Source organism: Limimaricola variabilis, from assembly GCF_014195545.1.
Taxonomy (GTDB): Bacteria; Pseudomonadota; Alphaproteobacteria; order Rhodobacterales; family Rhodobacteraceae; genus Limimaricola; species Limimaricola variabilis.
The window spans coordinates 1-12,827 of the sequence record NZ_JACIBX010000021.1 but is presented as its reverse complement, the minus strand read 5'-3'; the positions used below and the strand labels follow the sequence as shown (position 1 = coordinate 12,827).

Genomic DNA, 12,827 nt, shown 5'->3' with positions numbered 1-12,827 from the left:
CGATCCGTTGAGCCCACCGCCCAAACCGGCCATTCATCACCTCGATGCTGCCGCAGCGCGGCTGATCAAAACCTGCCATTAGAAAAACGTAGCGCGTGAGCCCACGTTTACTCCGAGCCTGCCCGAGCCAAGGCACTACGTCAGCTACTTCTGTGCCTTCATGATGAGCGCCGGCATATCGAATTCGATCATCTTGCCATCGACAGTGAAGGGCTCCAGGGCGGTCTTGGCTTCACGGAGGAGCCGATCGAACTGCTCGTCCGTCAACACACCGCCAAGCGTCCATACGCAGGCGCGCTCGGTCGATACCAAGCAATCGATCGATTTGAATCGAACCTTTCCGGTGCGCCGGACAATATCGGCGTCCCCAAAACCCGCCTCGCTACAGATTGCCCGCAACAGGCTGGCATCGCCGAGGCTGAAGGGGGCACGGAAGGCATCGCCGACTGCCCTGCCGAACAGCCGGTCGAGCAGCAGCGCAAAGGCATCGTAGCCGGGTGAGTTCTCGACGGCATCGCAGACCGCGACTGCCAGTCGGCCGCCCGGTTTCAGAACGCGGATCATCTCGACAAGCGCTTTCGGCTTGTCGTCGAAGAACATGAAGCCGAACTGGCTGACGACCGCATCGAAACTGTTGTCCGCGAAGGGCAGCGCTTCGGCCATTCCTTCCCGCCATTCGATCTCCTCCGGCTTGCGGCGCGCGACTGCGAGCATGTCCGGGTTTGCATCCAGCCCAACGACCTTGCCTGATGGGCCGACAATCTTTGATACGGCCAGCGTCAGTGCGCCCGTGCCACAGGCCACGTCGAGAACTCGATCACCCTTTCGAACACCAGCTTCGGCGGCAACCACTGGGCCCCATGGTGCAAAAAGGGCTGGCACGAATTGCTCATCGTAGACGTCAGCCGGATCACGCGCTTTGTCCTGGACATCCATCGTCGCCTCCCTGCGTTGCACGGCGCGGCAGAACAACTGGCTCTGCCCCTCTGCTCAGGATATCCTGAGGCATGGCGCAGACCCATCACCGGACATCCATATCCCTTGCTGGATCGTCCATGATGCTGCTCGAACTGTCCGGGGATACGCGGCCGGACACGGCCGAGGTTCCGTTTCTCTGCCAGACCTCGGCCACCGATCCCCTGTCCGATGTCTTGAGGGTGGTCAAACTTACCGGTGCGGTCTTCCACCTCGTGGAGGCGTCGTCTCCGTGGGGCGTGGCGGTGCCTCGAGCACGCGACTACTCTTCCATCATCCTGCCGCGTGCGCAGCACCTGATCTCATACCACATCATCTTGAATGGTTCGGGCTGGGTCGAGGTTCCGGAGGTCGCCTCCACGCCGTTCGAAGCCGGCGACATCCTCGTTCTTTCTCATGGCGAGCCATATTCACTGCTCAGCGCGCCGGGACAGCGCCCGGAATACGACCAAGAGGCGACAATTGCCTTCTTCCGCGAGTGGATGGCTGGCAAGCTGCCGTTTGTCACCCGCGAGGGTGGCGGCGGGCCCGGAGGGGCCGAATACATCTGCGGTTTCCTGGGCTGTGACATGCTCCCCTTCAATCCGCTGCTTGCCGCGCTTCCCCGTCTGCTTCGGATAAGGCGCTCAAAGTCACAAAGGCAGGATCTGCTCGGAGAACTGATAGACCTGACGCTCTCGGACGCCTGTCGGCCCCAGATCGGGAGCGAGTCCATCCGCCTCAGGCTAAGCGAGTTGATCTTCGTGGAAGTGGTCCGCCTGTGCCTCGAAGCCTTGCCGGCGCATGAGACCGGCTGGCTATCGGGTCTGAAGGACCCCTCGATCGGCAAGGTCCTGACCTTGCTCCACGATGCCCCAGCGCGCCCCTGGACACTCAAGCAACTGGCCCAGGAGGCGGGCATGTCTCGATCGGCACTGGCTGCGCGTTTCTCGCATCTGATCGGTCAGGCTCCGATGCAGTATCTCACGCTTTGGCGAATGCAGATTGCCGCACGCCTCCTTGCGGACAACTCCTTGAAGGTCGCCGCGGTGGGAAAAGAAGTGGGGTATGAGTCCGAGGCGGCCTTCAGCCGGGCTTTCAAGAAGGTCGTCGGCGCCTCTCCGGCGAAATGGCGTGACGAAGCCAACCGGGTCGCGGTCTGATGCCGACAACCTCCTTGCACCGCCGAGAACCAAGCTCATGCGGATGTGCGAGTCATACGCGATGGAAACGCTCATGACAGAAGCACGGCGGCCTCGTTTGCGGTATCGTGACAGCCAAGCATCGCTGAGGACGATCGACATGCCTTCTTCCCAGTTCACGCGCCGCGGGCTGCTTGCCGTATCGGGTGCCATTATCGTTTCGAGCCTCACTGGTCTCGTCCGCCCGGGACATGCCTCAGGGCTCGCGCCGACGCCAACCATGCGCGGCGGGGCCAACAACTATCTGCCCGGCGCGCCGATCGTCGAGCGCATCGGTGGTGGCGGCTTCTGGATGTCGGGCACGGTTCGCCGCGCGGGCGACGGGATGCCCCTGGCGCGGCGCCGCATCCAGATCTGGGCCCATACCACCGAGGGCCACGAACGCGACCCGCATAGCCATGGTGCCACCTTGACCGACGCCGAGGGCCGCTTCCGGCTGGAGATGCCGCAGATCGTCCCGGCGTTCGGCCAGCCGCACGGTCATCTCGCCTATGACGATGGCGTCGAGTTCAGGACCGTGTTCCTGCGTCCCATCATGCGCAGCGCCCGCGACACGTCCTTGTCCGCCGATTTCGTTCTCGAGCCCGCCTGACGCAGGTGTTGCCTGCCAGAACCATATTGATCTGGGGCTGCCTTGCGGCCGCGGTGTCGGTGCCGATCCTGATCGCCGCGCGAAGCCCGCTTCTGCAATGGCGCCAGCCGATCTATATCGTGGGGGGCTTCGCCGGGATCGTCTCATTGGCCGCCATGCTTTGCCAACCGCTGCTCGTGGGGGGCTACCTCCCGGGACTGCCAACGCGGCGTGGAAGACGCGTCCACCGCGTCGTCGGCACCGTCGTCGTGCTGTCGGTCGTCGTCCACGTCGCGGGCCTCTGGATCACCAGCCCGCCCGACATGATCGACGCGCTCACCTTCTCGGCGCCGACCGCGTTTTCGGCCTTCGGCGTCATTTCCATGTGGATGCTGTTCGCGGCCGCGGGCCTCGCGCTGGCGCGTCGGCGCATCGGGATCAGGTCCTGGCGCGCCGGTCATGCCAGCTTTGTGAGCCTGGCCGTTCTGACCGCCGTTGCCCACGCGATGCTGATCGAGGGCACGATGGGCATGGTGTCGAAAGCCGTGCTCTGCCTCCTCGTCCTGATCGCGACCGGGAAGGTCATGGCCGATCTCAAGATCTGGCGAAGTTTTCGCGGCCGCAACATGTGATGCCGGTCGCAATGGCCGGGATGCGCGGGACAGTGACGCAATTCGTGACCCCTGCAAGGGCCATACCGTGGTATTGAAGTCGGGTCCGGTAGGGAGATCAGCACATGAATGACCAGACCCCTCATCGCCGCCTGACCGCGGCCGATTTCGATCAGGAATTGCTCGACCTCTATGACTACTATGCCCACGGCAGGATCTCGAAGCGCGAGTTTCTCGACCGCGCCGGAAAGTGGGCCGTGGGCGGGCTGACCGCCGTCGCGATCCTTGGCACGCTCGCGCCCGATTATGCGCTGGCCCAGCAAGTGGCCGAGGACGATCCCGACATCTTCGGCGAGGATATCACCTACCCGAGCCCGAACGGCACCGGCGAGATCACCGCCTACCTGGTCCGGCCCATGCGGACCGACCCGGACCAGCCGCCCGCGGCAGTGCTGGTGGTCCACGAGAACCGCGGTCTCAACCCCTACATCCGCGACGTGGTCCGCCGCCTTGCCAAGGCCGGCTTCGTCGCGATGGGCCCGGACGGGCTTTCGTCTCTCGGCGGCTATCCCGGCAACGACGACGAGGGCCGCGAGATGCAGCGCAGCCTCGACGGGGAGGCGTTGCTCAACGACTTTTTTGCGGGCTTCGAATACCTCCGGTCGCTCGACGGCACCAACGGCAAGATCGGCGCGACCGGCTTCTGCTACGGCGGTGGCGTCGTCAACAAGCTGGCCATCGCCTATCCGGAGATGGCCGCAGGCGTGCCGTTCTACGGGGCCACGCCCGACAGCGCGCAAGTCGCCCGGATCGAGGCGCCGCTGATGATCCAGCTTGCCGCGCTCGATCAGCGGATCAACGCCATGTGGCCGGAGTTCCAGAAGGCACTCGAAGAAAACGACAAGCGCTACGAGGCGCACATCTACCCAGACGTAAATCACGGGTTCCACAACGACACGACGCCGCGCTACGACGAGGCTGCCGCGCAGCTTGCAGAAGAGCGCATGGTGGCTTGGTTCCGGACTTATCTTGTCGGCTGAGCAGGACTCCATTCTTCGCGGCCGGCCCATAGCCGACGTTGATACGTTACGCAGCGAAGGTCTGCACCGCATCCACGTTGCCTACCCTGCATTTGGAGCAAAGCTGCTGAAGGTTCCTTAATCGGGGCGGGGTTGCCACCGATTTTGAGTGGTGCCCGGGCGCCTCTCCGCCGCCGCAAGCCGGTCGGACGGTTGCCCCGAACTTGTATTCGAAGCGCCGTAATTTCGGCCAGAACTTCCGACATTTGAATGCCATAGCGACGAACGCCATGCCGGAGTGGTCCCGTAGAACTTGTGCTGCAAATACTGAACGCCTTGACCTCCAGCAAAGACGATGAAGGCGGCAACGTCACGATCGAGTTCGTGCTATGGGTGCCGTTGGTCGCGTTTCTGCTGTTGCTGACCGTGGATGTCGGCCAGATCTTCCTGAAACAGGCTCAGGCTACGCGGTTGGTGCAGGACGCAAACCGGGCACTGTCAGTGGGCAAGATCCGGACCACCGTCGCCACCGAGACCTTCATCAAGGATCGCCTTGCGGGCTTCAGCACGGCCGTGACCGCGCAAACCACATACGACCCCGGGACTGGCATCATCTCGACCACAGCAAAGATCCCGTTGCGCGATCTCACGGTTACCCAAGCGCTGCCTATCGGCCAAGGCGCCACGGTCACCATTCAGTCCAGCCATATGATGGAGTTCTGAGCGGATGCAGGCCGGTCGCGGATTCTGGCTGGGGCTGATCGCCAAGACACGGCGCTTCAGCACTGATGAAACAGGTTCGGGCACGGTGTTCGGACTTTTCGTCTTCCTCGCCATGGCTGCAATCGGTGGCCTCGCCATCGATGTAACCCACGCGTATTCGGAGCGCACCCGGCTTCAGGTCGCAGCAGACGTAGCCGGCCATGCGGCCCTGTTCCACCGGCGCTCCATGTCTTCGGACGATGCCAAGGTCGCCGCGATAAACCTCGTGCAATCGACCATGCCGCAGTCGCGTTTCGGCGACTTCATCCGCCCTTCCGATTTCGAGTTCGGAACCTACGATTACGTGCAGCGCTCGTTCGTTGCCGATGCCGCCTCGCGCAAGGCCATACGCGTGAACACAGGCCGCCTTCAGGCCCGGGGCAACCCGATCGAGAGCTTCGTCAGTCAGCTCATCGGCCGAGATAGCTGGGACGTGCGAACGTCCTCTGTCTTCGTAGGTTTCCTACCGCCATGCTTCCGGGAGGGGTTCACCGCCGAAGGCCCGGTGCTGGTAAGTTCGAACAACCTCTATCTCAACGGCTTCTGTATCCATTCGAACACCCGCGTCTCGGTGAACAGCAACAACCTGTTCGAGCCCGGCACGGCCGTGTCCATGCCGAACCTCGACCTGCTCAAGATCCCAGCTTCTGGCTTCACAAATAACGCGGGGCTGGGTGCCGCCCTCAAGACCGAGAAGCAGGACATCCGCGAGATCCGGCACCTGCCGGACATCATCGCCAACCTGTCGAAGCCCGGCTCGCCTCACTACCCGAGCTACCTGACCAGTTCGGCCGTCATCAACCTGTCCAAGCCTAAATACACGCCGCTTGATTTCACCGCGGGCCGCATCCACCGCATCGCCTGTTCGGGAGCCACGGCCACCATTGATACGCATGCCACGCAGGCGGTGATCAAAAACGCGGTCATCCTAACAGCGTGCGATGTAAAGATTGGCAACGGTCTGGCGCTTGAGAATGCGGTTATCGCCACCACGAACACTGCACAAAAAGCGATCACGGGTTCGAACTCCTTCCGTCTGGGCCGTATCGACAACTGCCAGCCCGGCGGGGGCGCCCAGCTGCTCGCCATTGGCGGAGTGAGCTTCTCGAGCAACATGCAGATGCACGGGGGGCAGATCATCACGCAGGGGGATGTTACTTTCTCGTCCCTTGCAACCGGGAGGGGCGCCTCAATCATCGCAGGCGGAAAGATCGACGGCACCTCCAACATGGAGATGATGGCCTGTGACGAGCTCGGCATGGAAGGCAATCTCCATATCGATCACTATCGGCTGGCGGAGTGACCCGGGGAGGCCCGCACCTCACCTGACAGGAGCCCCAACGTCCGCCCTTCCATGCTTCGAGCGGTCCCGGCCGAACTCAGTCATTCGCTCATGCCGCAGCGAATGACCGCTTCCCGCCCTCAGACGGCGCCCCTCATTGCGCGGGACGCAGAGCACATGCAGCGCGCATTGGGGACTGGTTGCAGTGCTATAGGGCAGTGTCGGCATGGTGCCGGCGTCGTGGCGGACGGGGCGGGTTGGAGAAACCGCCATGTCCACGACAAACCTTCCCGCCATTCGTGAATGCCGCCCCGCCTGGAACAAGGGGCGCATCGTCGGCCAGAAGCTACCGCTCCTGCCGAGACATGTCTGGGCGATCCGGGTTAGACTTGAGATTGCTGACCGTGTCAGGGACCTCGCGCTCTTCAACACAGCGATCGACAGCAAGCTGCGCGGCTGCGATCTTGTGAAACTGAAAGTCGCAGACGTCTATGCCGCAAGTCAGGTGAAGGAGCGCGCCTCGATCATCCAGAGCAAGACGCAGAAGCCAGTCCGTTTCGAGATCACGGAAGGCACGCGGAAGTCTCTCGCGGCATGGCTCGCCAATCCGATGATGGTCGGATCGCAGTATCTGTGGCCGGGCCGCTTTCACGAACGCCCTCATATTTCGACACGCCAGTATGCGCGCCTCGTTCGAGACTGGGTGACCTCAATCGGGCTTGAGCCGAGTGCCTATGGAACCCATTCGATGCGCCGGACCAAGGTTGCGCAGATCTATCGAAAGACGGGGAATTTGCGGGCGGTCCAACTCCTGCTTGGGCACACCAAGATGGACAGCACGGTGCGCTATCTTGGAGTAGAGCTTGAGGACGCCCTCGCCATCGCCGAGGCGGTCGAGATCTGAACAGCAGGGCCGCCCCTGAGAGGGCGGCCCGGAGCCGACTTTCGATCGCAATCCGGGCGAACGGCAGGTTCGAATGATCCTTCTACCAATCCATTCTCCGAGCGCGCAGATGTTCGGGCGCGAGATCAAGCGACCATGTCCGGAGCGAACCGACGCTCCGCAAAGCATGCCATGCGGAGCGTCAAAGCCAATCAGTCGGCCCGGGTCACGACCGTCACGGTGGGCGCTGCCGCGACGCCAGCGCCTTCCATCGCCGATTTCAGCTCGTCGGAGTTCAGGAAGCCCTCCGCGGCTTCGAGGCTTTCGAAGCCGTGCAGGACCGTCACGTTGTTCGGATCGGCGGGGTCTTGGTAGACTTGCTCCATGACGACGCCGCCGGCCTGCTGCTCGTCGGAGAAGTCATCATAGATCTGCCGCCAGGCGGCATAGTCCTCGACCGGGTGGCTGATCACGGCCAGCACCGGAGCGTCCTGTGCGGAAGCCGCGACCGGCAGGGCAAGAAGGGCCGAGACGGCAAGGCTGCGGATGAACGGGATCATGGTGTCCTCCATGGGTTGGGTCTGCCGACGACATTCCGCGTCGCCGATACCCATAGCCTGCCGGAGGATCTTCGATGTCCGTATCCACTCAGGCGCAGATCCGGACGGCGTTCACGCAGAGGCATGGGCAAGCCGTCAGACTGGCCCCCAGAGCGGCCCCTGCGGGATGTTCTCGCCGACGAACTTCATGAAGCTGCGGATCGGGGGCTGGGAGTAGGCCTCCTTCGAGGCCACGACCCAAAGCGTGTGATGAAGCTTCTCGTGCCGGAAGCACGGCACGAGATCGGGCTCGAAATCTCCGGCAACGCAGGGCAACAGCCCGAGCCCGGCGCCCGAGCGCAGCGAGCCGACCATGCCGGTGACGGAATTCACCTGAAGCGCCCGGTCCGTCTCGTCGACCTGTTCGGCCAGCCAGCGCGCGGCCCCGATCGCCTCGGCCAGTCGGCCGTTGTAGAGGATGAACTTGTGGCCCTCGCACGCCTCGAGGCCGTGCGGCGCCCCGTTCTGCCGCTCGTAATGGCGGCTGCAATAGATCCCCCAGGGAATGAGGGCGAGCTTGCGCGCGATCAGCGTATCGCCAGTGATTTCGTCCGCCGCCCGAAGGGCGATGTCGGCCTCGCCCTTTTCCAGCGATATCTGGCCCGTGCTTATGTCGACCTCGAACTCGATGTCCGGATGCTTGGCGCGAAACCGCGCGAGCACCGGAAAGCCCCAATGCTCCATGGCCTCGGGGTTGCCCGTCAGCCGTATGACGCCCGAGACCTCGCGGGACAGGCGCTCGGCGCGGGTCTGGATCGTCTCGGCCGTCGCTGCCATCTGCCCCGCCAGGTCGAGCAGGGCGCTGCCATGCGGAGTCACCGCGTAACCGCGCGGATCGCGTTCGAACAGGGTCAGCTTGAGCGCATGCTCCAGCGCCTGGATGCGGCGGCTCACGGTCGTCTGATTGATGTTCAGCCGTTTCGATGCCCCCAGCGTCGAGCCTTCCTGCGCCACGACGAGAAACAGCCGGATATCGTCCCAGTCGAACATGAAACCCACTCCCCCAAGCGCGTCTGCATTCCCGCAGGACGGTTCTGCGACGGATGAGCTACTCGAAAACGGTCTGTCGCATGATCCTCGATGGTAGACCCTGGTGCCGCATGACGCAGCGGCAGGCATAACCTTAAGAGGATAACCATGCTTCGCACAACAATTCTGACCGCCCTCGCCATGGCAGCTCTCACCCTTCCGGTCGCGGCCGACTCGATCGAGGCTGAAGAGGCGAAGATGATCGAGGCCTTCGCCCAGGCCCTCGGCGGCGAGGACGATGCGCTCGCGCCGCACCTCGCGGACTCCGCAGTCTACATGCCCTCCACCGGCGGCCGCTTCGAGGGCGCCGAGAGCATCGCAAGGAGCTTGTCAGACTTTCCGGATGTCGCGGATTTCACGGCCAAGATCGACGACAGGGTTCCGCTGGGCGAGGGTCACACGCTCTTTATCGGCACCTACAGCGTGACGCTGCCGCCCGAGATGGGCGGGGCCACGCTGCCGGGCAAATACGTGTTGGTCGCGGAGAACACGCCCGATGGGATGAAGCTCCTGCGCCACGTCGCCTTCCCCGCCCGTGGCATGGAGCGCTGACCAATCTCGCGCGGTGCCGGGCCCGACCACGGCAATGCAGATGCCAAGAAAGGAAACCACCATGACAACCGCCACACAGCACCGGATGCCAGTCAAGACGCGCGAGATGCACAACCATCATTTCGACAGCACGATCTGGAACGACCTCGTGTTCCGCGACAACGACATCGTCATCTCGACCTATGCCAAGTCCGGCACCACATGGATGCAGCAGATCGTCAGCCAGCTGATCTTCGAGGGTGCGGAGGCGCTACCGGTGGCCGAGATGTCGCCTTGGCTCGATCTGCGGGTGCCGCCCAAGCAGGTCAAGCTGCCGGAGGTCGAGGCCCAGACGCACCGCCGGTTCCTCAAGACTCATCTGCCGGTCGACGCGCTCCGCATGTCGTCTAAGGCGAAATACATCTACATCGGCCGGGACGGGCGCGACGTGATGTGGTCGATGCACAACCACCATTCGACCGCTAATCAGGCCTGGTATGACGCGCTGAACAAGACCCCCGGCCTGGTCGGCCCCGAGATCGGGCCGCCGCACAAGGACCCCGTCGCGTATTTCCGCCACTGGCTGGAGAATGGCGGCGTGCCGTTCTGGCCGTTCTGGGAGAATGTCCGGTCCTGGTGGGACATCCGCGACCTGCCCAACGTGCTGATGGTGCACTTCGCCGATCTGAAGCGCGACTTCGAGGGCGAGCTGGAGCGCATCGCGGCGTTTCTCGAGATCCCCATCCCGGAAGATGCACGCGCGCGGATCATCGAGCATTGCTCCTTCGACTACATGAAGCGCAACGCGGCGGCCTCGGTCCCGCTCGGCGGCGCGTTCTGGGACGGCGGTGCGCAGAGCTTCATCCACATGGGCACGAATGGGCGTTGGAAGGACCGGCTGCCGTCCGACCTATCAGACGCGTATGAGCAGCGTGCAGAGGAGGAACTCGGGAAGGATGCGGCCGCGTGGCTGAAAGAGGGTCGGCAGGTGCGGTAGTTCGTGGATCTTGCCATTGCGGTGCGGGCCAATCGGAATGCCGTGAATGAGGTCAGCACCGCGTGGTCTCTCGAGCGCGCTCTCAGTCCACATTGGACGGCCGGTCGCTTCGCTGACGAGATGTCGCAGATCAGCCTTTGCCGACCTTCACTGCATCTGCATGGTTTTCGCTGCACCCGCGAGGACCGCTCTGAGTGAGGGCGGGTATCGGGCATTCGCTGCGCGCGACTTGAATGTCCCGTCCCCTACGATCGTTTTCCTGGATGTCAGTTCTGTCGCGGGCCGCGATGCGATTGTTCTTTTCAAGGGACGGGCAGCAGTGCAGCATCCCACATCCAGACAGTTGTTCGCCGCGAGACGCCACCATACTGGTTCCGCGAGGGGCGATCTAATCTGCCATACTGCCTAAAACACAACTGGCCTGCGGAGGTGCCGAGATGGAGCATATCGATCTATCCCATCGCGCCGAGTCGGCGCGGCTCTCTGCGGTGCGCCGCTATGCGGTGTTGGACACGCCTCCAGATGGGGCCTTCGACCGCATTGCCAAGCTGGCGTCGAGACTCCTGGGCACACCGATTGCCATCATTTCGATCGTTGACGAGGATCGTATCTGGTTCAAGAGCCACGCGGGCCTTGAAGGTGTGAACGAGATTGCTCGAGACCCCGGCCTATGCGCCTCAGCGATCCTGCAAGAGGGTCCATGGATTCTCCGTGACGCATCGGTGGAGCCGGTGGCGCTGGCCAACCCGCTCGTCGCGGGAGAGTTCGGCCTTCGCTTCTACGCGGGTGTCCCGCTCAGAACCCATGATGGACATGGCCTTGGCACGCTGTGCGTTATCGACAAAGAACCGCGTGATATCACCCCTGAACAGACGGCAATCCTACAAGATCTCGCGACCGTGGTCATGGATGAACTCGAGCTGAGGCGCGATGCCATCGAAATGCACGAGGCCTTGCGGCGCGAGGTGCGCGAGAAGGAGATCCTGGCTGGGGAAGTCGAGCACCGGGTCATGAACAGCTTGCAGCTTGTCTCCTCTGTTGCGAGGCGCAAGGCGGCGCAGCATGAGGGACAGACGGCCGCCGAGCTCAATGACATCGCCGCGCGCATCGGAGCCATCGCGCAGGCCAATCGGCACATTCAGCAGAGCTTGCCCAGCCTCGCTCAGGACGGCGATCTGGCCCTGTTTCTGAATGTGCTGAGCCGCGAGCTTTTCCCGCTCTGTCCGCAAGGCGGCCTGATCGAGATGGAATGTGCCTCGATCCAGCTGGCTCGAGAGCGGTTGGTTCCGATCGGCCATCTGGTCACGGAGCTCGTATTGAACTCCGTCAAGAACGGGGCCAAGCGGATCGATCTATCCGGCGAGATGGTCGACAAGCATTTCAAGCTCGAGATTGATGACGATGGACCGGGCCTCAAAGTCGGGTTCGATCCGCGAGAGAGCAAAGGGCTGGGCATGGTCATACTTCAGGCCATGGCTCAGAAGCTCGACGCCCAGGTGACCTGGGGCCGCAGCCCACGAGGTGGCGCACGATTTACGATTGAGCTCCCTATCAACCCGGAAGCAGCAAGGGAGGCTGCAAGAGAGGAACACCTGCACTGAGCCGCCTCTCCAAGTCGATCCCGGCACCTTGGTCCCCTACATCGAGTGTCGCGGTGTAAAGGCCCTGCGCTTGCTGACAGGCCCTGTCGCGCCAGCTTCGCAAAGCTCGCTGCGTTATTACAAAGCGCGGGGCACGGTGGTCCCCCCCTGATCGGGGCGTTTGTGGAGGCGCGGCCCACCGATGGTTTTGAAACGGCAGCCCTTCGTCGGATCAGCGCGGCGTGACATTACTGCATCAGTCCCGTTCGCATCGAGGGAGACCTGAAGCTGAGGACAGCGACTCATTGACCCAAGGTCATCAGCATCGACCGTTTCCTTGTGGGCTCGTTGTCACGCGGCCACATCCTCCCCGGCAGGGTAACGAGTGCGGCTCGCCTTGTTCCGGCGAGCCTTTTTACGATCACTGTCATCGTCTCCGCCATCGCTTCCAACCGCCAAGCCGGACAGCAACTGTAACTTGCTTCCCTCTCGGGACTGCCAGTTCATCCAGTGCGCTTGGATGCGCATGCCGGAGATCGATCGCACCGGCCAGGAAAGTGGCGGCATCATCCGCGAACGACGTGACGCACGTGATCCGGACAAACTGGCTCACCAAGATGCAGTCAGGCGCCTAAGATGTGCCGCGGAGTTTGTGCTTCAGCACGAACTTGCAGAGCCGAGCAAGGTCCCAGTGCCGCGTGAAGCCCCCTCCCCGATATCCCGCCTCCCTTTCCAAGCTGGCATGGCGCACCATCTCGAGAATCCAGCCACAAACGAGGTCGGGAACGAATTATGTCGAGCAACCGC

At 63.0% G+C, this 12,827-nt stretch carries 13 protein-coding genes; 10 read left to right on the top strand and 3 right to left on the bottom strand.

Annotated features, from left to right (window positions below):
- Positions 1-144: 144 nt before the first annotated feature.
- Positions 145-936, bottom strand: coding sequence for a class I SAM-dependent methyltransferase (locus FHS00_RS16905; protein WP_183475276.1), 792 nt, complete (start codon positions 934-936; stop codon positions 145-147).
- A 119-nt stretch (positions 937-1,055) separates the two neighbouring features.
- On the opposite strand from FHS00_RS16905, the gene FHS00_RS16900 reads away from it, so the two are divergent.
- From FHS00_RS16900 to FHS00_RS16870, 7 genes are all read left to right on the top strand, one after another.
- Positions 1,056-2,117 (top strand): AraC family transcriptional regulator, encoded by a 1,062-nt coding sequence (locus tag FHS00_RS16900; protein ID WP_221188898.1) that lies wholly within the window; start codon positions 1,056-1,058, stop codon positions 2,115-2,117.
- Positions 2,118-2,256: 139 nt separating this feature from the next.
- Positions 2,257-2,748 carry a peptidase associated/transthyretin-like domain-containing protein gene (locus FHS00_RS16895; protein WP_183475275.1) on the top strand — a complete coding sequence of 164 codons (492 nt, stop codon included), beginning with the start codon at positions 2,257-2,259 and terminating at the stop codon, positions 2,746-2,748.
- A 26-nt stretch (positions 2,749-2,774) separates the two neighbouring features.
- On the top strand, positions 2,775-3,359 hold the full coding sequence (locus FHS00_RS16890; RefSeq protein WP_246391434.1) for a ferric reductase-like transmembrane domain-containing protein: 585 nt from the start codon (positions 2,775-2,777) through the stop codon (positions 3,357-3,359).
- A gap of 104 nt (positions 3,360-3,463) precedes the next feature.
- Positions 3,464-4,378 (top strand): YghX family hydrolase, encoded by a 915-nt coding sequence (gene yghX, locus FHS00_RS16885; RefSeq protein WP_183475273.1) that lies wholly within the window; start codon positions 3,464-3,466, stop codon positions 4,376-4,378.
- A 294-nt stretch (positions 4,379-4,672) separates the two neighbouring features.
- Positions 4,673-5,080, top strand: a complete 408-nt coding sequence (locus tag FHS00_RS16880) for a TadE/TadG family type IV pilus assembly protein (protein WP_183475272.1) — start codon at positions 4,673-4,675, stop codon at positions 5,078-5,080.
- Between the two features lie 4 nt (positions 5,081-5,084).
- Complete coding sequence (locus FHS00_RS16875) at positions 5,085-6,422, top strand: TadE/TadG family type IV pilus assembly protein (RefSeq protein WP_183475271.1); 1,338 nt, start codon at positions 5,085-5,087, stop codon at positions 6,420-6,422.
- Positions 6,423-6,672: 250 nt separating this feature from the next.
- The gene (locus tag FHS00_RS16870) at positions 6,673-7,305 is read left to right on the top strand and encodes a tyrosine-type recombinase/integrase (RefSeq protein ID WP_183475270.1); all 633 of its coding nucleotides are present in this window, start codon (positions 6,673-6,675) and stop codon (positions 7,303-7,305) included.
- Between the two features lie 191 nt (positions 7,306-7,496).
- Here FHS00_RS16870 and FHS00_RS16865 read toward each other — a convergent pair whose 3' ends face one another.
- Both FHS00_RS16865 and FHS00_RS16860 read right to left on the bottom strand, forming a co-directional pair.
- Complete coding sequence (locus FHS00_RS16865; protein ID WP_221188897.1) at positions 7,497-7,844, bottom strand: antibiotic biosynthesis monooxygenase; 348 nt, start codon at positions 7,842-7,844, stop codon at positions 7,497-7,499.
- A gap of 135 nt (positions 7,845-7,979) precedes the next feature.
- A complete protein-coding gene (locus FHS00_RS16860) occupies positions 7,980-8,873 on the bottom strand; it encodes a LysR family transcriptional regulator (protein WP_183475269.1) in 894 nt (297 codons plus the stop codon).
- Between the two features lie 147 nt (positions 8,874-9,020).
- Here FHS00_RS16860 and FHS00_RS16855 point away from each other — a divergent pair, with 147 nt between their 5' ends.
- From FHS00_RS16855 to FHS00_RS16845, 3 genes are all read left to right on the top strand, one after another.
- A complete protein-coding gene (locus FHS00_RS16855; RefSeq protein WP_183475268.1) occupies positions 9,021-9,464 on the top strand; it encodes a YybH family protein in 444 nt (147 codons plus the stop codon).
- Positions 9,465-9,525: 61 nt separating this feature from the next.
- The gene (locus FHS00_RS16850; protein WP_221188896.1) at positions 9,526-10,440 is read left to right on the top strand and encodes a sulfotransferase domain-containing protein; all 915 of its coding nucleotides are present in this window, start codon (positions 9,526-9,528) and stop codon (positions 10,438-10,440) included.
- 437 nt (positions 10,441-10,877) lie between these two features.
- On the top strand, positions 10,878-12,041 hold the full coding sequence (locus FHS00_RS16845; protein ID WP_183475267.1) for a sensor histidine kinase: 1,164 nt from the start codon (positions 10,878-10,880) through the stop codon (positions 12,039-12,041).
- Positions 12,042-12,827: the final 786 nt, after the last annotated feature.